17 protein-coding genes are annotated in these 20,850 nt (G+C 51.2%); 3 read left to right on the top strand and 14 right to left on the bottom strand.

Annotation, left to right across the window (positions count from 1 at the left end):
- Positions 1-70 precede the first annotated feature (70 nt).
- From DL94_RS0109245 to DL94_RS0109215, 7 genes are all read right to left on the bottom strand, one after another.
- Positions 71-1,810: a GGDEF domain-containing protein gene (locus tag DL94_RS0109245; protein ID WP_037371670.1), complete on the bottom strand. Its 1,740-nt coding sequence runs from the start codon at positions 1,808-1,810 to the stop codon at positions 71-73.
- 74 nt (positions 1,811-1,884) lie between these two features.
- Positions 1,885-2,850: a 6-phosphofructokinase gene (gene pfkA, locus DL94_RS0109240; RefSeq protein WP_028129911.1), complete on the bottom strand. Its 966-nt coding sequence runs from the start codon at positions 2,848-2,850 to the stop codon at positions 1,885-1,887.
- Positions 2,851-3,033: 183 nt separating this feature from the next.
- Positions 3,034-3,855 (bottom strand): PTS mannose transporter subunit IID, encoded by an 822-nt coding sequence (gene manZ, locus DL94_RS0109235; protein WP_028129910.1) that lies wholly within the window; start codon positions 3,853-3,855, stop codon positions 3,034-3,036.
- A gap of 26 nt (positions 3,856-3,881) precedes the next feature.
- Entirely contained in the window at positions 3,882-4,676 is a 795-nt protein-coding gene (locus DL94_RS0109230; protein WP_028129909.1) for a PTS mannose/fructose/sorbose transporter subunit IIC, read from the bottom strand.
- 80 nt (positions 4,677-4,756) lie between these two features.
- On the bottom strand, positions 4,757-5,233 hold the full coding sequence (locus tag DL94_RS0109225; RefSeq protein WP_028129908.1) for a mannose/fructose/sorbose PTS transporter subunit IIB: 477 nt from the start codon (positions 5,231-5,233) through the stop codon (positions 4,757-4,759).
- Positions 5,233-5,664 (bottom strand): PTS sugar transporter subunit IIA, encoded by a 432-nt coding sequence (locus DL94_RS0109220; RefSeq protein WP_028129907.1) that lies wholly within the window; start codon positions 5,662-5,664, stop codon positions 5,233-5,235. The genes DL94_RS0109225 and DL94_RS0109220 overlap by 1 nt, the downstream gene beginning before the upstream one ends.
- Before the next feature lie 317 nt (positions 5,665-5,981).
- Positions 5,982-8,783 carry a sigma-54-dependent transcriptional regulator gene (locus tag DL94_RS0109215; protein ID WP_028129906.1) on the bottom strand — a complete coding sequence of 934 codons (2,802 nt, stop codon included), beginning with the start codon at positions 8,781-8,783 and terminating at the stop codon, positions 5,982-5,984.
- Between the two features lie 191 nt (positions 8,784-8,974).
- Between DL94_RS0109215 and DL94_RS0109210 the strand changes: the two genes are divergently transcribed.
- Entirely contained in the window at positions 8,975-10,102 is a 1,128-nt protein-coding gene (locus DL94_RS0109210; protein WP_028129905.1) for a GGDEF domain-containing protein, read from the top strand.
- A gap of 238 nt (positions 10,103-10,340) precedes the next feature.
- Here the strand turns inward: DL94_RS0109210 and DL94_RS0109205 are convergent, their stop codons facing one another.
- Together DL94_RS0109205 and DL94_RS0109200 are read right to left on the bottom strand one after the other, a co-directional pair.
- Complete coding sequence (locus DL94_RS0109205) at positions 10,341-11,522, bottom strand: PucR family transcriptional regulator (protein ID WP_028129904.1); 1,182 nt, start codon at positions 11,520-11,522, stop codon at positions 10,341-10,343.
- Entirely contained in the window at positions 11,506-12,069 is a 564-nt protein-coding gene (locus tag DL94_RS0109200; RefSeq protein ID WP_051586398.1) for a 4Fe-4S dicluster domain-containing protein, read from the bottom strand. The genes DL94_RS0109205 and DL94_RS0109200 overlap by 17 nt, the downstream gene beginning before the upstream one ends.
- 78 nt (positions 12,070-12,147) lie before the next feature.
- Between DL94_RS0109200 and DL94_RS0109195 the strand changes: the two genes are divergently transcribed.
- Positions 12,148-12,975: a 4Fe-4S binding protein gene (locus tag DL94_RS0109195; RefSeq protein ID WP_028129902.1), complete on the top strand. Its 828-nt coding sequence runs from the start codon at positions 12,148-12,150 to the stop codon at positions 12,973-12,975.
- Between the two features lie 16 nt (positions 12,976-12,991).
- Positions 12,992-14,995 (top strand): molybdopterin-dependent oxidoreductase, encoded by a 2,004-nt coding sequence (locus DL94_RS0109190; RefSeq protein ID WP_028129901.1) that lies wholly within the window; start codon positions 12,992-12,994, stop codon positions 14,993-14,995.
- Positions 14,996-15,131: 136 nt separating this feature from the next.
- Here the strand turns inward: DL94_RS0109190 and DL94_RS0109185 are convergent, their stop codons facing one another.
- From DL94_RS0109185 to DL94_RS0109165, 5 genes are all read right to left on the bottom strand, one after another.
- The gene (locus DL94_RS0109185) at positions 15,132-15,935 is read right to left on the bottom strand and encodes an HAD family hydrolase (protein WP_028129900.1); all 804 of its coding nucleotides are present in this window, start codon (positions 15,933-15,935) and stop codon (positions 15,132-15,134) included.
- A gap of 86 nt (positions 15,936-16,021) precedes the next feature.
- The gene (locus DL94_RS0109180; protein WP_028129899.1) at positions 16,022-16,843 is read right to left on the bottom strand and encodes an HAD-IIB family hydrolase; all 822 of its coding nucleotides are present in this window, start codon (positions 16,841-16,843) and stop codon (positions 16,022-16,024) included.
- Positions 16,844-16,869: 26 nt separating this feature from the next.
- Complete coding sequence (locus DL94_RS0109175) at positions 16,870-17,634, bottom strand: response regulator transcription factor (RefSeq protein WP_028129898.1); 765 nt, start codon at positions 17,632-17,634, stop codon at positions 16,870-16,872.
- The gene (locus tag DL94_RS15325; protein ID WP_028129897.1) at positions 17,627-19,177 is read right to left on the bottom strand and encodes a sensor histidine kinase; all 1,551 of its coding nucleotides are present in this window, start codon (positions 19,175-19,177) and stop codon (positions 17,627-17,629) included. The genes DL94_RS0109175 and DL94_RS15325 overlap by 8 nt, the downstream gene beginning before the upstream one ends.
- A gap of 619 nt (positions 19,178-19,796) precedes the next feature.
- Positions 19,797-20,843: an ABC transporter substrate-binding protein gene (locus DL94_RS0109165; RefSeq protein ID WP_028129896.1), complete on the bottom strand. Its 1,047-nt coding sequence runs from the start codon at positions 20,841-20,843 to the stop codon at positions 19,797-19,799.
- Between the last annotated feature and the right edge of the window lie 7 nt (positions 20,844-20,850).

Here is a 20,850-nt window from a genome sequence, read left to right as displayed (position 1 = left end):
TCACGCCTCCTACACCTGTCCCGCCATCCCTTGGCTATATTACACAATAAACAGCTGCACAGCCAGAACCTTAATCCTTGTCTTCATTACCAACATCATCAGAATAAATGTTCTCAAACCAGTGCATATTGGTTTTAGGCTCCCGGCACACACGATTGCGCCCTGTGCGTTTTGCCATATACAGGGCATCGTCCACCCGTTTTAACAATTTCATCGCTGAATCTTCCGCGCCATGCCAGGAGGCCACCCCCAGACTGCAGGTGATTTTCAACTGGTCATGCGGCCGGCTTTCCGCCACCTTCATACGCAGGCGTTCAGCAATCTGCATACATTCTTCACCATTACAATTACGACATAAAAGGATAAATTCCTCCCCGCCCCAGCGGACAAATAAATCATTGCGCTTAACATTTTGCCGAACAGTTTCCGCAAAGCTGGCCAGCACCTTATCGCCCACTTCGTGGCCATAAGTATCATTGACCTTTTTAAAGAAATCAATATCCAGCATAATCATCGAGAAAGGCTCTTCCTGACTTTGATGATGCACTATTTCCTGCGTGAGGACTTCCTCCAGCTTGGTGCGGTTATAACATTGGGTAAGATTATCCACCGTGGCCTTCTCAATTGCCTGGTCCACCTCATGCTGCAAGCCCACCGTCCGCCTCATCAGCATGCGCTCACGCATTATCTGATTGCTGACGATATAAACGAAGAACACACACAGGGATAAGGTGGTATAAGGCAGCAGATACCCGTCCATGATATACCAGTGACGATACATGGACATACCGTCAATCGTCCCGGCCCCGGCCATAAAAATCAACGGTACCATAACCGCCCGGGCGTATAGATTACCGCGCCAGGTCGAACGTATAATAGCATAAAACGCTGTAATCTCCATAACAGGCAGCAACAGGTAAAAAACAGCCAGGCCGCGGCTCATACCGTTAAAGCCCAAGACTTCCGTTACCACTGCAGCCAGCAGCAGGAGGGCATAGATAAAGACCGTGTAACGCAGTATAATCTTGTAACGGCGGTCCACCACCTGAAAGATAACCAGATTAGCCAACAGCGGCAGCAGATACTCTGACAGTATCATCAAAAACCGCCAGAACTGCGGAGCATCCAGCACATACTGCTTGGAATTGGTGGCACAGACCATCCATGTGAAGAACACTGACATAAAGGCGATGAAGGATTTATACAAGCGCCGCGGCGCCGCCGGACTGCTGGCATAAATAATCATCATTATAATCATGAACCCGGCCAGGGGAATGTTCATTACATAGGGCACGTCCTGGCGGAATATGCGCAGGACCTGGTCGACATCGCTGTCCAGCCAGATTTTACCAAAATAACCCAGGCTGTGGGCTGTGGTGGAATAAGCATGTATTCGTAAAACCTTGCCCCCGGCATCCTGCGGCAGCGACACAATATGCCAGCGCTGCCCGTATGACAGAAAGCTCGGCTTAAAATCCCCATACTTATAAACACACACCTCATCCACCCAGACTTCAAAAGCCTGGTCCTTGGTCTGCATGAGCAGCGAGGCATCATGGGGCAATATATCCGGCAGGCTGGTCTTTAACCATACGGTATTCACACCATCCGCCACCGGCGGTGTCTGCGGAAAATCCAGCAGCTGCCACTCCCCTTGCGCCGCTGCCGCAACATCGCTCTGCCAGTACCATCTGCCGGCCAGTTCAGCCGCCATGCCTTTGGCCGGGTGAATAAACAGCAGCGACAAAAAAAGGGAGCTGATAAACACCAAACCAGCCAACAGGTATTCCGGGAATCTCCTTGTCTGCATGTCTATCGCTCACCTCATTTTGCAAAAAGCTCCACCGGATTACCGATAGAGCTTTATTTAAGACTATTGTCGAGTTATGCCAGAACGCGGGCCAGACGCACGAGTTCCGGGTTAAGGGTTTTCTTATTGTTTACAGCGTCAAAGAGATTTACGCCCACAACCTTGCCTTCATTGAAGCCGAATACTACGTTAGTAGCGCCGGAAATGATGGCCAGGGCTGCCTTTTCACCCAACATGGAGGCCTTGATACGGTCCTCAATCGTCGGGGAACCACCGCGCTGAATGTGGCCCAGTACGGACACACGGGTATCAATGCCTGTCTTGTCCTCAACGACTTTGCCCAGGCCCACAGCGGAACCAGCACCTTCAGCTACCACGATAATGCTGTAGCGTTTGCCGGCATCGTACATAGCCTTCAGTTCATGGCACATTTCATCAAGGTCATATTTAACTTCCGGTACCAGTACATACTCAGCACCACCAGCAATACCGGCCATCATAGCCAGCCAGCCGGAATTACGTCCCATAACCTCTACCAGCATAATGCGGCGATGTGCAGACGCCGTATCACGGAGCTTATTGATGGCATCGACGATAGTGTTGGCTGCCGTATCACAGCCAATGGTGTAGTCCATGCCCCAAACATCGTTATCAATGGTACCAGGCAGGCCGACAATGGGCATACCAGTTTCTTTGGAGAGAAGGGAACCACCCGTCAGGGAGCCGTCACCGCCGATGATAACCAGACCTTCAATGCCACGCTTAATCAGATTGTCGAAACCTTTCTTACGGCCTTCAGGAGTTTTAAACTCCATGCTGCGGGCCGTGCCCAGGAAGGTACCTCCGCGCTGAATCATATCAGACACGCTGCGGCTGGTGAGCTCTTCGATATTGTCGTCAATCATGCCGGCATAGCCATCGTAGATACCATAGACTTTAACACCCTCATGCAGGGCAGTGCGAACCACTGCACGAGCAGCCGCATTCATTCCAGGGCTGTCGCCGCCAGAGGTCATTACGGCAATTGCTTTTTTAATCATGCAAACATCTCTCCTATATAGAAATCCATAAATAACACTATCAATTCATAGCATATCTACCTATTATTTTACGCAAGTAACCTGGAAATGTAAAGTATTTACGCGCAATTTGTTCGGTAAATATAAAAAAGGAAAATATTAAAGCCTTCCCCCAATGGGGGAAGGCTTCATTAAAGAAATATCTTACACCTTCATGATGCCCAGGGCATAGCAAACGATACCGAGAGCAAAGAGACCAAAGATAATCCAGATGGCGTTAACCTTGCGGCGCAGGAGAGCCATGCAGGCGAAGGTCATGAGCAGGGGAACGAGACCCGGCATGAGCTGGTCGAGGATACCCTGAACCGTAGTTACCACATGTTCACCCTTAGCATTGGTAATCTCAGATACAACTACCGGAATGTTAACGGAAGTCCATTTGTTTACGAGAGCACCCATAACGAACAGGCCGAGGATGGAAGCACCTTCAGTAATCTTCTGCAGCTTGTTGCCTGCCACGTCCTGTACAACATCAGTACCTTTAGCGTAGCCGTACTTAATACCGTACCAACGAACGCCGAGACGGATGAGGTTGAAGAGTACGAAGAACAGGATAGGACCGATGATGCTGCCGGTCAGAGCGAAGGAGGCACCGAGAGCAGCGGTAATCGGGCGGAGCGTACCCCAGAAAATCGGGTCACCGACACCGGCCAGAGGGCCCATCATACCAACTTTGATACCGTTGATAACACCATCAGGAATGTCAGCACCGTTGGCTTTCTTTTCCTCAAGAGCAGCCGTAATACCGATAATCGGTGCAGTTACGAACGGCTGAGTGTTATAGAATTCCAGGTGACGTTTGATAGCCTGCTTGAGTTCTTCACCTTCATACAGACGGCGCAGAATAGGCACCATACCAAAGCAGTAGCCGAGGCCCTGCATACGTTCCATGTTCCAGGATGCCTGCAGGAAATTAGAACGGACGAAAGTCCAGAAAAAGTCGCTAGAAGTAATCTTCTTTTCCATTATATAATCCTCCTCATAACCAACAATTAGTCGAGTTCGTCATCAAGATCGCTGGAGCTGGCAGCAGCAGCCGGAGCAGCAGCAACTTCCTGGTACTTAGGATTGAGCTGTACATAAACCACAGCGCAAACGAGGCCGATAACGCCCAGAGCAACCAGGTTGAAGTTCGTGAAAGCAGCGACAACGAAACCGAGGAAGAAGAACGGCATGAGGTACTGTGCACCCATCATGTTGATAACCATTGCATAACCAACTACTACGATGAAACCACCAGCTACCTGCAAACCACCGGAGATAACGGGAGGAATAGCATTGAGCATGTCCTCAACAGCACCCGTACCAACCGTCATAGCAACGAGCAGAGCGGGGATACCAACGCGGAGGCCCTGCAGCAGCAGTGCGCCATAGTTACAGAGGTCAATACCGAAGAGGTTGCCTTCTTCAGCATAGTCATCAGCTTTGTGCTGGAATACCACAGAAACAGTCTTACAAATGATAGCCAGAACCTGACCAGCAGCTGCCAGCGGCATGGCGATAGCGATACCAGTTGCCACATCCTGATGGCTGGCAACAACGAGAATCGTGGAAATTACGGATGCCAGAGCAGCGTCCGGTGCGATAGCTGCACCGATGTTCATCCAGCCCAGAGCCATCATTTCCAGAGTACCACCAATGATAATACCAGTTGTCATATCGCCTAAGATAAGTCCGGTAACAGTACAAGCGATCAGGGGACGGTGAGTCTGCATTTCATCGAGGCAGGAACCCATACCCGCAATCGTTGCGAAAATAAAGATCAGCAAAATTTGCATAGTGCCCATTATATATTCCCTCCATTATTTAAATCCTGTGACAGCAGGCCGGCATACACCCCAGCCTGCCGCCACAAAAATACGGCCAATTATTTGAGAACATCCATCAGCATAACTTTCTTATCCGTATCTACCTTGCGGATTTCCAGTTCAATGCCTTTTTCGTTGAGTTTCTTGAAGGATTCGATATCCTGGTCATCAACGGAAACAGCACCGGTAATCTGATGTTTGCCTTCCTTAAAGCTCATGCCGCCGATGTTGACACTCTTGATATCCACACCATGTTCAACCATGTAGAGCACACTGGTCGGGTTCGTGAACAGGAGCAGGCATTTTTCGTTTTCATACTTCGGGTTGTTGTAAACGCGTACTGCCTTTTCGAGGTCAACAACATGGGATTTGATGCCAGCCGGAGCAACCTGCTTTAAAAGCGTTGCGCGGATGGTATCCTTAGCCACATCATCATCGCAGACGATAATGCGGGTGCAGCCCGTAACCTTGGACCAAACAGTAGCTACCTGACCATGAATCAGACGGTCATCAATTCTTGCAAGTACAATATTCATTACAGTTCCTCCTCGTCATCATCAGCAATCTGGCTGGCATGGAAGGTCTGCAAGCCGCTGCGGCCAGCTTCCACTGCACGTTCCATCAGAGCCTTGATATCCGAACCATCATCAGCCAGCTGCGCGCTGCACATCTCGATGAGCATCGGCAGGCTTACGCCGGTAACAATGCCATATTTTTCATTGCTGATAACCAGACGGCAAGCGGCGTTGTAGGGGCTGCCACCGAACAGGTCATTTAAGAACAGCACACCATCTTCGCAGTCAAGACCTTTGATAGCCTCTTCATACTTAGCCACCACATCATCCGGGCCTTCACCAGGAACCAGCGTAACAGCAGCAACATTTTTCTGCTCACCACAGATCATTTCGCAGGAACGAACAAGTTCTTCAGCAAAGATTCCGTGAGTACCAACAATAATACCAAACATTTGCATTACCTCCTAAATATTTTCTCAAAATTACCATTTATGGTTTAATTTGAATGCTTTTGGCTTTTTTGCCTTACGCCCCTATATAATGCAAACAGCGTGCCAACTTTGTGTATCAAAAGCGAAATTTTATTCTTTCGTTTGTTTTCCCTAGGTTTTCCACGTTTTTTTCATAAAAATATTTGACTTATGATACTATAAATGATATTTTGATACACTTTAATACACTCTTCGATACTCTTTTTATAAAAATGACCGTCATCACGCCAAAAAAAATACACTATGACAAATGTCATTGTCATAGTGCATTATCTGTATCACAGCATATTCGCCATAAAATAATATTCATCTTCGTCAAACCGCAATTTCAGCGTTTCGTCAAAGATTTGTGCAGCCTTCTTCAAGGCTATGAGTTTCTTTTCGTCCACCGCTGACTTGTCATCCTTATAGACCAGCGGGCTGCGGGTTACAACGCGTTCCAAAGCACAGCCGCAATGTACCAGCAGGCGCACGCGCAGCGGATTGGACAGGTTTAAATGCAGTTCCTTTTCCAGCTGCCTGTCAAAATCCAGTAATACACTCATGACTTTGGCCGGATTCAGGAAGGTCAGGAATCTTTGCAGGGATTCTTCGCACAGGCGCTGTACGACCATAGTGTTTTTTCCCTTGCCATCAGCCACCGGCGACATAATATGTATGTCACTGCCAGCCACCAATTCCATGAGGATACGCTCCCCTTCCCCGTCAATCAGCTGTTCCAGCGGAATAAACGGTACATTCATTGCCGGTTTCTTCATGCCCACCGCCGCTACGATATGATACTCAGCGGCAATCTCCGTCAGGCGTTCCTCCAGGTGCATCACTCCCACGGGAATGACTTCCATAAACCTGCCGGCATGACGCAGTACATCTTCGACCAGCGCTTTTATCTTCATGGCTGCCCCGTGGCCTGACGAGCAAATGGTCACAATGGCGTCCTGTGTATTAAGCGGTTCTTCATGTGTATCAACAGCCTCATACCCTTTGAAACTGCGCAGGGATTCATAGATACTATCCAAATCCATACCGGCGATATCCACTTTGCGCATGGCCTCGAGTATCAACGGCGTCGATACCATGTCCAGCGTCCGTACCGGAATTTTGAGCTGTTCCGACAGCGAGGCCCCGATATTACAGAGCGAGCCCATATCCGCCAGTATCAGCACGCCCTTTTGGCATTCCATACCGCGCAGCATGGCCGTCGTCTGGTCCAAAATCTCCTGGGGATTGACCTCCAGCGGCATATCAATGGCAATGATATCCGTATTAGTGGAGCTGAACAGGCGCTTGGCCACGTCCACCATGGAGCTGGCTGTATTCTTGCCATGCGTGGCCACCAAAATGATGATTTTTTCTTCGAGTTCATCATCATTGGCCGACTCAATCAGCAGGGCGATGTATTCGATTTCCGCCTGCGGTACGCCGATATTATAGTGTTCCTCAATCAGGCCGCCGATTTCCTCTGCCACGCGCATGTACTCGGAATCCTGCGGCAGCGCCCCTTCAATCTCCGTGTAGGGAATGGTTTCCTTGGACTTGACACGTTTCAGGAACGCGGATAAATGCAGGCTGAACGCATAAAGGAATCTGTCGCGGTAACTGCGGTTCATGCGCTTTTGCACATACAGGGAAACCTGCTCCGAGAAATCCACCAGCGTTTCGTCCACTATCTTTAACAGCCGTTCCCGGGTGGTCATGTTGACGGAATGTTTCTTATTATATAGGTCTTTAACGTAAACATTCACATCTGTAGCCACAATCTGCTTGATGAGTTCATCGCTGATACCCTCACCTTTGAGCAGGGCCACCTTATTTTCCACCACCTGGTAAAGGTTAAAGCCTTCCTTGCTGCCTTCGTCTGCCAGCTTGAATTTACCGCCCGGCGGTGATACAAGGAGCGGTTCACTGACGTACTGCGTCAGTTCGGCCAGAGCCTGCCGGTTGGCCGACAGGGTAAGCAGCCCATCCCTGACACTGGCCGGCAGCATGCGGAAATCAGCCTCGATAAAGCTCGGATTGTCGATACCATTCAAAAAAGCCTGCGCACACAGCAGCTTGATATTGGATTTCAGCTGGCCGACATTGCCGGTACCGATGCTGCCAATCAGGGCTTTTACCGCCTCCACACTGATACGGATAGGCTTTTTGACGCGCTGCGCCTCTTCCATAAACAACAGTTTCAGGATATCCAGCTTTTCTTCCAGGGTGCGTTCGGCCAGCGGCTTAATCGTGATGATATTGGGAATACGGCGCACAAAGGTTTTGGTCAGCGCAGAATTAGGGTCCTCCGTAGTAGCGCCGATAATCAGCACCTTGGCCCGGCGGCTGCGCGTTGTTTCACCCAGACGGTTGAACGTACCCGTATCCATAAAGTAGAAAATCATTTCCTGCCCTTCCGGGGGCAGACGGTGGATTTCGTCCAGGAACAGCACACCGCCGTCAGCCGCCTCCACCAGGCCGGCCTTAGCCGTATCCGCCCCGGTAAAAGCGCCCTTGATATGGCCGAACACATGGGAGATGAGGAGCTGCGGATTGTTATAGTAATCAGCGCAGTTAAAGGTGATAAACGGAGCCTCTTCCCCAAATTTTTTCATGGCCTTGCCATAAGCAAACATCATATGGGCAAACAAGGTCTTGCCGACACCGGTCTGTCCCACAATCAGGGTATGCAGGCCATCAGGCGGATAGAGGATAGCTGCCTTCCCCTGTTCCACCTGCCGTTTAAGACTCTTATCCGCACCGATGAGCCGGGCAAAGGGATTTTCGTCCTGACCGCCAGCCCCGAACAGGCGCCGGCATTCTTCTATATCCCTGAACTGATACGGTCCCTGGTCCAAATCCACATTCAGCAGAGCAGCCAGCGTTTCCCTGTCAAAATAACGGACAGGACGGCCGGTAAACTTGACGATTTTATCCTGCCGGTGCAGTTCATTTAGTTCCTTGGATACGTTATTGCGCAAAATATCCAGCTTATCTGCTATTTCCTGCGCGTCCAGGCCAATCTGACCTGTCAGTTTATCCGCCGGCAGCTGTGCCGACTGTTCTTTTATATAGGTATAAATTCGTTCACTGCGTTTCACTGTATCACTCCTATCGATACTCTTCCTAGATAATATAACAGTGTATTAAAAATAGCAACTACAACCAAACAAATTTATGCCATCAACACAAAATAGGTACTTAAGTCCCTACGAATGCTTGCACCAACGCCTTCTAATTGTTATAATTGTATATAGTTTACGGAAAGTTTTATCTGATAAAGGAGTAGCCTATGGCAAACGTCTCCGCTATCATTCCCAAAGAATTCACTCCTACCGTATACGAAGCACTAGAAACACAAGACAACGTAATCTTTTTCCAATGGGATTTGACAGCTGATACATTCAAGCTCCGCAAGAATACCTGCAGGCACCGCTATGACCTGCCTGCCCGTTTTACCCGTGCCTCGACACGACTTGCCCTCGACGGTATAGTCCATCCCGACGATGCCAACATGCTTGAATCCTATTTTCACAGTATTTTTCATAATCACTCCGCAGACCAGCGTCATCAGCTGTCTGCCCGGCTGCGTCTACGCGGCCGCAAAAAGCCACAGTGGTTATGGTCAGAAATACGCCTAATTACATATTATAATGATAAGCATATCCCGGTAGTTGCCTTTGGCAACATTCGCAATATACAGGCCGAACGGCTATGGCAGGAGCGGATAAACCGCCGGGCCAGTATCGATGAACTCACGGGCCTGCTCTGTAAAGGAACAGCCCAAAAGCAAATCTGTACGGCCCTGCGCCAGCTGAGTCCGGAAAAAGACTCTGTCACCCTGCTCATTGTCGATGCCGACGATTTTAAGTCCATCAATGACACCTTCGGCCACCTCTTTGGTGACGCGGTCCTTAGGGAAATGGGCCGGGCCATCAATAGTAATTTCCGGCAAACCGATATCAGGGGACGTATCGGCGGCGATGAATTCATCGTCATGCTGCCAGGAATGGCCAGCCCGGAAGTTACAGCCAGGCACTGTGCCCGCTTGTGCCGCAGTCTGTCGCGAGTGTTTAATGCCGGCAGCAAAACTCATGCTTTTTCCATCAGTGTGGGAGCTGCACAGTTTCCACAGCATGGTCAAAGCTACCGGGAGTTATTCAATCATGCTGACCAAGCCTTGTACGAGGCCAAGCGCCGCGGCAAAGGCCAGTATGTACTGTACGACCATGATATGCCGATAAGTTCCGAGCTTATCGGTCGGCAGGACAACTCTGCCGCGGCCGTTTCATCATCCCAGGCAGTCCACGATACGGAACAGTCAGAAACCATTGTGGAACTGCAGGCGCGTGTCCAGGAATTGGAAAGCACCCTCAGTTGTATGGAAAAACTGCTAAACTCACTTTTGGTCAAACAGTAAAAAAAATGACACCAAACAGGATTTTGGGGATTATACCTGTTTGGTGTCTTTATCTATTTACGCGAACATAGGGAAGCCCGCTTGGTATTACTGAAAGGGGATTGGGGAACTAGCAGTAATACCTGTTGAACACTACATGCTTATTATATGTCATAATAACGGCCCCACAACTGTAAATTTATCCAATAATTGCCCCTCGCAGTTATAAAAAAATACAATCACCTGACATATACGCAAGTTATATGGAATGACGCACAATCCGCAAAGCCAGGCAGGCCACATAATACCTGCCCCGTACTTCAGAATGTGCCAGATTGACGCCCATGACCGTTTCAATCTTCCGCAGGCGGTTGCGCAGGGTGTTGGCATGGATAAACAGGCGTTCCGCTGCCTGTGGCAGGGATTCATTCTCCTGAAAGTATATCTCCAAAGTGTGCATATAATCCGTATGATTATCACCATCGTATTTAATCAGCGTCCCTAAGGTTTCCTGCACATAATCGTCCAATTCCTCAATGCGGATATGGGACAGCAGTTTCAAAACACCGAGATTCTCATAACAGGTGATACCGTTTTCCGGCTGCCGGAAACGCCCCAGGCTCAGCGCCTGCCGTGCCTCCTGAAAGCTGCGGCAGATTTCCGTCACGCTGTAATGCAGCCGGCCAATGCCCACGGAAAATGGCGGTATGTTCGGAAAGTCCTGTTTGACTTTGGCCACAGCGTCCGCCATAATTTGTGCCAGTTCACTCTGGCTGCGCGGCGGCGTACGGTTTTCCTCAAAGAGCACCACCAGCTGCATACGCAGCAGCATCAAAATCGGCTGCACAAACCGTGCCGACAGCACGCGCATCCACTCATTGTCCAGCTCAGCCAGCAGCTGGTCATTTTTATCTCCAGGCAGTGGCTTGTCAAATTCGACCACGACCACATGGTGCGGCTTATCAAAATTCATCTTCCAAAGACGCCCCATGCGGATAACTTCTTCTGCCGAGCTAAAGTTGTTATACAACACATCATACAAAAACGGGTCCCTGTGCTGCCGCTGGGTTTCCCGTATCTCCAGCTCATGCCATAGCAAAAAAGTCATGTGCCGGGAAAGTTCTTCCAGCACAGCCAGGCCATCGGCTTTCAGCTGCTCTGCCGGACAGTCAGCTATCAGCCAGCCCAGCACCCGGTCATCCTGCTCCAGTTCCCGTATCGTCAGTTGCGCAAAAACCGCCATGTCATGACGGATAAACGCCTGCCGGCGGTTGCGCAGCAAAGAGAGCTGCGCTGGCGGAAAAGCAGCCGTCTGGCAGCGCAGATCTCCCCGGTCATCTAATAACAAAAACTCTATATCTGTAAGCTGCCGGGCCAGAGTTATCTTCCCCTCAGGAGTATGCTCCTGCCATAAAGCCGCAGCTTTACTTTCTTTCCTCATTTTTATTTTCTTCCCCTCGCCAAAAACATATTGGCTCTTTCCCCTTAATAAACTTCAATGCCGGCTGTGTGTACTGCTCGACCATATTATCGCGGCGAATTTCCGCGTCGCAGTCAATCTGACACACGCCCAAAGCCTCGACAGGACATGCTTCGACACACAAGGGCATTTTTCCTGCCTGCAGCCGTTCCCGGCAGAAATCACATTTATCAACTTTCCCCGTCCGCGGCAGGATAACTGGCGCATGAAACGGGCAGGCACCCACACACCGGCCGCAGCCGATACATTTAACACTGTTATGCAGTACTATCCCGTCACGGTGTTTTTCATAACAGCCTACAGGACAAACCCGCATACATTCCGGGGAAACGCAATGATTACAGGCCATGGTCAAAAATCCCTGTTCCCGGCTTTTTTCCGACAGCAGGCGTACACGCCGGTACCCATGCAGGGTGTCCGGGTGCTTATGCTGGCAGGCTAGTTCGCAGGCCCGGCAGCCTACACAGCGTGATAAATCAACCGAAAAACCTAATTGACGCAGTTTCACTGCCCTTCCCTCCCTTAGAATTATGCTATACTATATATAGTATGATACCACAAAAATACCAGAAAGGGGGCTAAATATGTGGCCCAACGCACAATTGATTTAATCCGCTGCCTCTGCAGCTACCCCGGCACGGACTGCCAGCAATGTGCAGAGCACTGTCCGCAGCAGGCAGTCAGCCAGCGGCAAATCGACGCTGCCAAATGCGACAACTGCGGACTTTGCACCGCCCATTGTCCCGTGGGCGCTATCCTGAGCGATACGGACTATGACAGCGGTCTCAACAGTGTTCGCAGCCTCACGCCACCTGTTCTGATGTGTCAAAAAGCCAGCCATCAGGGCTTTCCCTGTCTGGGCTTTTTAAACCGCCGTATACTTTGGGCGCTGGCAGGTTTGCAGCCGCTGGCCATCGACACCTCCCGCTGCCAGGAATGCAAACCTGCCGTAGCCCGGTGGCTGGCAGCAGAAATCGACGCCTGTAATGACGCCCTGCAAGCAGCCGGCCGGCCCCTGCTAAAACTGGTAAAGGTCAAGCCGGCACCTGCCACGCCGCCGGCAGCGGTAGGACGGCGCTCTTTTTTCCGGTCGCTGTTTAAGGCCGCCTCCAACGAGGCCCAGAAAATGGCACAGGCCCAAAAGCAATACCAGTACGCCTTCGACCCTGTGGTCTGGCTGGAAAAACAGCACGCTGCCCCCTGCAGCCTGTTCCCCGGACTAAAAATCAACAGCACCTGCAGCCACTGCGGTCTCTGTATTAACATGTGTCCGGAAAAGGCTCTGCAGTTTAACAGCGGCCAACTTATTTTCACCGCGCAAAAATGCAGCGGCTGCGGCCTTTGCGTCAACAGCTGCCCTGCCCATGCCCTGCAGCTGCTGCCGGAGTACACCGGCCAGCAGGAAATTCACTGACAAAGGAGTTAGCAGTATGTTTCACCAAGATAATTACCAGGTGACCCGTCATATCTGCCCCCGTAACTGCTATGACAGCTGCCCCATGCTGGCCTACACCACAGGTGGCAGAATCGAAAAAATCACCGGCGACAACAGCGTGCCTGGCGCCTCCAGTCATCTCTGCGCCAAGGGAGAACAAATCCTCGCCCAGGTCTACCACCCCAAACGCATTCTCTATCCCATGCGGCAAAAAAAACGCGGTTCCGGACGCTGGCATAGGATTTCCTGGACTGAGGCCTTTGACCTCATCGCCCAGAAAATAATCAGCCTCAAAGAACGCTACGGCTCCACGCTGCCCCTTTGTCTAAACAAGTATTCCGGTAATTTCGGCCTGCTCCACTATGCCCCGGAGGGACTGTTCAATTCCCTGGGGCCCACCACACAGGTCTGCGGCACCCCCTGCTTTTCCTCGGGAATTGACGCCCAGCGGCTGGACTTTGGCGGCAACAAGACCATGCCCATAGAGCAGCTCCGGCACGCCAGGCTCATCATCCTGTGGGGTGTTAATCCTGCCTGGACCTCCATACATACCATGACTGCCATTTATAACGCCAAACAGCAGGGGGCCAAAGTCGTCGTCATCGACCCGGTATACACGGAAACAGCCCACAAGGCCGACTACTACATCCAGCTGCGCCCCGGTAGTGATACAGCCCTGGCCATTTTACTGCTGCAAATACTTGATAAGCGGCAGGCACTCCATGTCGATGAACAGCACGTCCTTGGCGCTCAGCCCCTGCTGACGTCTATACGTAAAGCCAGACAGGCGGAATTATTGGCCGCCGTTGACCAGCCACTCGCCACTGTGGAATTTTTAGCCGGTCTTATCGCCGACAGCCAGCCCATGCACATTTGGTGTGGCTTTGGCCTCCAGCGCCATATTCACGGCGGCCTCACCATCCGGCTGATTGACGCCCTGTCCATGCTCACCTGCAACATTGGCCTTCCCGGCGGCGGTGTCAACTTTGCCGATACCGGCATGTGGGATTTTCCCCAGCCTATCATCGCCAAGCGCCCGGATACCCGTTTTATCAACATTAACAACTTTGCCCATGAACTGCAGCAGCTGTCAGACCCGCCGGTAAAATTCCTCTGGGTTGCCTGCCGTGACCCGTTGCGGCAGGATATGGCCCTGCGCGATTTACGGGCTGCCTGGCAGGATTTGGAACTCGTGGTTACAGCCGATAAGTTCATGACCAAAACAGCGCAAATGTCCGATATATTCCTGCCCGTAACAACTGAATTTGAGTCACTTGATGTATTCGGCGGTTATTTCCGCCATTTTCTGGGTATCAACGAACCGGCTATCCCCCCACGTGGTGACGCCCTCAGTGACCTGGAAATTGCCCGCCGCCTCGCAGTGCGGCTGAATGACCTGGCCCCCGGCACCAGCAATTTCCCCGTCCATAAAAATGAATCTGAACTGCTGGACGAAGAACTGCCGCCGGAACTCTGCCAACAGATGGGCCTGCACAGCTGGCATGATTTATATCAAAAGCCTGCCCTGTTCCCCCATGCTGAGATTCCCTGGCAGGACCACAGCTTTGCCCATACCGATGGTAAATTCCACTGCTGCGAGCTGCCAGCGGACCTGCGACCGCTCCTGCCCTCCATCGCCTTTCCTTTTCATCTTATAACTCCGCATGTGCAGAGTTATATCAACGGCCAGAATCATACCAAGCTGGAAAGCGCCCCTATATATCCTGTGGTTTATATTCACCCGCAGCCGGCCCGGGAGCGCGGCCTGACCAACAATCATCCGGCGATTATGGAAAACGAATATGGCAGCCTGACCGTGACCATAAAGTTCTGTCCTGACCTGGCCTCAGACATCCTTCTCAGCGCCCAGGGTACCAGCCGGCATGGCGGCTTAAATGTCCTGAACCCCGGCCGCCCCACCGATTTGGGCAGCCTCAGCACCGGCGCTCCCGGCGTAGCTATTTATGATGTATTTGTAAATATCCGGACCTTAAGCTGACACCAGCACCTAAACAAAGCCGGAAGGTGATACCTATCTGCCGCTTGGACGGCTGCGCCGTCAACCGTTGCAGAAAGGCCTCACCTTCCGGCTTTTGAATATACCTTATTAACTTGCAATAGAAAACTTTAATCTATTAGCACAACCCCTGCTCCATAAAGCCGCGAATGGTCTTTATCACGCCATGCTCGGCATTGCTGGGTGCCACAAACCGTGCCGCCTCTTTTACCGGCGGAAAAGCATTTTCCATAGCATAGCTGTAATAGGCCGCGCCCATCATTTCTATGTCGTTCATATAGTCGCCAAACACCGCGCATTCTTCCGGTTTCAGTCCCAGCCGTTTCTGCAAAGCCTTGACAGCTGAGCCCTTGGTCGCGCCCTTATTGGTCACGTCCACCCAGTAGGCACTGGCCAGCACCACCTGCATGGAATCATAGTACGGCGCAAACAGCGGATAGATTTTTTCTGCCGCGTCCCCATCAGGCGTAAAGAAAGATATCTTGATGGGCTCCTCGGGGATATCCTCAAAGCTGTCCACCACTTCCACCAGCCGGAAATATTTTTTCAGTTCATCCATCTGTGCCTCTGGCTGTTTATCACGCAGCAGGTACACTGTCTCCTTGCCGCAGAGGACATTATAAATACCATCATGGTCATTCATACTGTTAAAGATTTCCGCCGCCAGCTTATGCTCGATAACGTCAGAAAACAGTTCCTGCCCATGCTGGCGCACGATGGTGCCATTATCGCTGACAAAGATAAATCTGTCCTCATACTTCTTAAAACTTTTCAACAACGAAAAATACTGCCGTCCGCTGGCCGGTGCAAACTGCACACCACGTTCATGCAGTTCTTCCATTACTGCGTCAAATTCCTCCGGCAGCTGGCCGTTTTCATCCAGCAAAGTGCCATCCATATCGGACAAAATCAACTTTATCATGCAAATCTCCTTATCTCGTACTCATAAACAATACCAAGTATAACAAATCCCTGTATACATGTCGATAGTATACAGGGATTTTTGTCTTAAATAATATTGTTAATGGTCCAGGCCAGCAGATGGTCCTCTACCGCACAGCCGACATGGTCGGCAATTTTTTTCGTATCGGCATGGGCACCGGCCGCAGCTACACCCACATCCGCGGCGACCAGCATTTCATTGTCATTGAGGTAGTCACCGCAGGCAATAATCTTTATGCCGGGCAGCTGCTGGCGGATAGCGGCCACCATGGCCCCTTTGGACACGCCCCGGGCCACAAACTCATAGTAATTATCCTCGGAGTAAAACCCGTTGCCCAGGGCAGCTACGCCCATTTCTGCCGCTAATACCACATATTTTTCCAAATGTGCATGCTGGTCACAGGCAAAGAATTTAAGCCAGGGCGTTTTGCCGGTATCAGTCAGTTCCGCCAGTTCCGTATGGGCATAGCGGTAATATTCATGTGGCAGCCGGGGGTCATCATTGGCCGCCGGCGTAATGATATGGCAGTTATCCGCCGTATAGACCTCCAGGCAGGCCTCTGGGAACTCCTGCAGGCACCGCCGGGCAAAGGCCGGCCACCGCTGCTGCTCATCACCGGCGGTCAGTGGCATGGTTTTCAGCACCTGCTTATTTTCCCAGTCATACAACATGGCGCCGTTAAAAAACACCGAGGGCGCATTGATGGGCAGGTCTTTCACATAGCCTGCTGACGCCTCCGGGGTACGGCCCGTGGCTATGGCAAAACGTCCGCCCTCTGCCACAAACGCCTCTATGGCCTGTCTGTTCTCCTGGGAAATTACACCGCCCCGGGGAATAAGCGTCCCATCTAAATCCGAAATAATCATTTTTCCTGTATATTTTCCCATAATGACACTCCCATCTATGCTAACAATTACAGCCGTATGCCCTCGGTTATTTCCTGCATAAAAGCCTTTGGGGTTGTATGCAGATATTTCTTAAAAGCCTGCGTAAAGTTTTTGTAATCGCCAAAGCCTGTCTTTTCCGCCACTTCATAGACGCGCCAGGTACCGGCCTGCAGCATTTCCACGGCCTGCTGCAGGCGGTACTGCACCAACAGGCCGCCGAAAGTCTGGCCCGTTTCCTCTTTGAGCTTGCGCGACAGATAGCTTGCCGAAACGCCCAGTTCCGCCGCAATAGCCTCACCGCTGAGCCGTCCCTGATAACCGCCCTCAATGCGTTTGAGCACCTGCTGCACATAGGGATTGCCCGTATGATAAGCCGCACGCAGGCCTTCATTCCATGACAGTTCCTCCTGTCCGGCATTCTCCCTGCCAGCGCTGATTTTAGCCAGTGTCTTGGCCAGGTCAGCCTCATTGACCGGTTTTAAGAGATAATCGCTGACACCGAGTTTCAGTGCCTGCTGCGCATAAGAAAAATCTGCATAGCTGGTCAGATAGACGATTTTGGCAGGATTTTCTGCAGTTTTTAGTGCCTCCGTCATGGCAATGCCATCCATCACCGGCATTTTTATATCCGTCAGCACCACGTCCGGCCGGGTAGCAGCAATGACTTGCAGGGCCTCTTTGCCGTTGGCGGCCTCGCCTACGACCTTAGCCCCCAGTTTCAGCCAGTCAATGGTACAGACCAGACCGCGGCGGATTATTTCTTCATCTTCAACGATAACCAAATTAAGCATGTTCCTGCTCCTTCCTGGCCAAAGGCAGACACAGGCGAATCTCCGTGCCGCCGTCCGGCGGACAATCAATGGTCAGTCCGTATTCCGTACCGTAAATCAGCTGCAGGCGCCGCTGGACATTGAATAAGCCCCGGTGCCCCGTGTTGTTTTCACTGCCAGCCAGCAGTTTCTGCAATTCCGCCAGCTGTGCCGCGTCCATGCCTTGACCGGCATCCTTTACCAATACCAGCAGCCGGTTATCCCTGACCTTTATCCGGAAAACAATCCGCAGCTGCCCCTCGGCATCTTCCCCGTATTTAATGGCATTTTCCAAAAGCGGCTGAAACAGCAGCTTGGGTATTAAGGCCAAACGTGCCAGCGTGTCAATGTCAGCCACAAATTCCAGCCTGTTGCCAAAACGGTACTGCTGAATCTTCATATAGCTTTCCAGATATTTAATATCTTCCTGCAGTTCGACCTGCCGGCCGCCACTGGCTATACTGTAACGCAGCAGCGCCGACAGGGCCATAATCATTTCCGTAGCCGCACTCGGGTCAAGGCGCACCATGAATTTTATATTTTCCAGAGTATTAAACAGAAAATGCGGATTAAACTGCGACTCCAGTTCCCGCAGTTCGGCAATGACGGTGAGGTTGTCCACGGCCTGTGCCGTCAGCTTGCTTTCCCGGGCAATACTGCGCAAAATCAGCGGCACCATGAGCAGCACGGCCAAAAGGATAGCCCCGGCGCCAATCGCATAGCGTATCAGCAAGTCGGACACGTCCGTAACGGCTTGCAGGTAATACGTCTCCCCACCGAAAGCCAGTGTCTGTCCGGTAATATAGTATACCCGCTGCCCCGCGGAAACCAGGCCATTCTGCCCGTAAGCAAAGGGGTGGCGGACTTTGCGGTAATCCACAACATCACCAGCGGCTTTCACCAGTCTGGCATTATCAAGGCTGTCGGCCAGAATAATCCCCGTGCGTCCGTCACCAGCCAGCTGCTGCAAGTAAGCCGGCGGCAAAACATAAATGAGGAATCCTGCCACCTGCCCCTTAACACAGACCGCCTGCCCACATAGCAATGCCTGCCCGTACTCACCAGGCAAAAACTCCTGCTGCACAGTCTGCGGCTGGGCGTACAGCCGCGACCACAAGCCCCAGCTATGGTCAACAGGCAGTAAGTCAGACGGCAATGTATCCCGGCTGCCCAGGACAACCTTCCCGGCCGTATCCACAAGGAAAAAATCTACGCCCCGCTGGCTGGTATCATGATGGAGCCGCCCAAAGGCCGCCGCTCGCATACCCATATCATGTTCCCAGACCGCAAAGTCCGGTACATTGCCCAAAAACTCTGCCTCCACCGCAGCCCGTTTGGCAAAATCATTGCTGATACCTGTCAGCACATCAGCCGCCAGTTCCCGGCTTTCATGGTTTACGCCCGTGACGGCATAACGCCAGCTGGCCAGCATGAGCAGTGCCCCCAGCAAAGCCATTATCAGCACAGGCACCAACGCATACCAGGCCAGCGCCCGCTGCAGACGGGACTCAAAATAACGGTGCATGAGGGAGGCTCCTTTCTTTGCAAAGCTACTACTATTATAGCGAAAAAACACTGGCATTTTCAAGATAATACATGCCGGGGGAGGGGCGTGGGGCAGCTACTTTCCGCTTGTCCTTGCTGCTAAAATGCTTTTTGTCCTCATGTAGATGGAAAAATCAAAACTCGCTATCGCTCAAACAATAGATTTTTCCATCTACTGACAGCGGAAGACAAAAAAACATTTCTTAACGCAGCAAGCCCAACGCTCCAATCAGCTGCCCCACGCCCCTCCCCCAAGATACTTTTCAGCCAATACCGCCACCTATCTTCGCTTTTGGGTTGTGCCGGATGACTTGCCATAAGCGCAGCGTTTGACCTTGAACGTCAAGAAATTATTTTTGCCACACATAAAACTATCGGGAAAAAGCCGTTGTTTGAGCGTTAGCGAGTTTAGGCTTTTTCCCGATAATAAAAGGGCAAAAATAATTTTAGTTCAAGGTCTAAGCGGAGCGTTGGCAAGTCATCCGGCACAACCCCTGACGAACTGTCACGGAAAGACTGCCTGATGGAAAAAATTTGTTTTAGCCAGCGGTCAAAGCGAAGTCGTGGACAGTTTTCCCGTCCGGCTGTGCCCCGCTTTCTTACTGCACGCTGGTGAAGATATCTTTGAACTTATCCAGCCATGCTTTCTTGTTCTTATTCACAACTTCTTCGTTATCCAAAATGGAGTTAATCTCCGTCTTGGGCAGCAGGCCTACCGGTGCTGCTACGTCATCGCGGACACTGCGGCGATGGAGTTTCTGCGTAATGAGCGTCTGTGCTTCCTTACTGGTGATGAAGTCAATGAACTTCTTGGCATTTTCCATGTGCTTGGCATTCTTGATGATATAAATGCCGTCTGGCTTGGAAATTACGCCTTCCTTCATGTAAACCAGCTTAACCGGCGCACCATCGGCAACGTATTTAGCGCCGCCTTCTTCAAAAGTCAGGCCCACGGCATATTCACCATCAGCTACGCCTTTATATACAGCGGAGGAACCAGACAGCAGCTTGCCATCGAGATTCTTGGCCAGTTTCGTCACATAATCCCAGCCTTTGTCCGGGTCACCTTTACCCATTGCATAGAGCATATTGATAAGGTGTTCATAGGAAGAAGAAGATTTTGACGGGTCAGCAAAAGCGATACGCCCTTTGAGTGCCGGATTCAGCAGGTCCTCATAACCTTCAACCTTCACATCACCAATCAGATTGGTGTTAATCATGATAACACTGGGAATATCCGTGAAACGCGTGATAGAACCTTCGACATTCTTGAAGTCCTTCTGCACATGGTCCTCATTAACGGAACGATATTCCTCAAAGAGGGCTGCCTTCGGTTTCATGGTCCCCAGCGAACCGCCCCAGAAGATATCGGCCAAAGGATTTGCTTTTTCCGATTCCACACGTTTCAAAAGCTCACCAGTACCGGCAGCCACAACTTCCACTTTGACGCCGCTTTGTTTTTCAAACTCCTCCACCAACGGATTGATAAAAGCCAGCGGATGTGGGCAGTAAATGACGACTTTGTTTTCATCACTGCCTGCAGATTTGCCTGCCTGCTTGGTGTCCCCACCACCGCCGCAACCGGCAAAACACGTGGTGAGCATTGCCGCACCTAAAAGTCCAGCAATAATTTTTTTCAGCTTCATAACGAAA

The organism is Selenomonas sp. AE3005, from assembly GCF_000686945.1.
Classification (GTDB): Bacteria; Bacillota; Negativicutes; order Selenomonadales; family Selenomonadaceae; genus Selenomonas_A.
The sequence above is the reverse complement of the archived record's forward strand: the minus strand, read 5'-3'. Positions and strand labels throughout refer to the sequence as shown.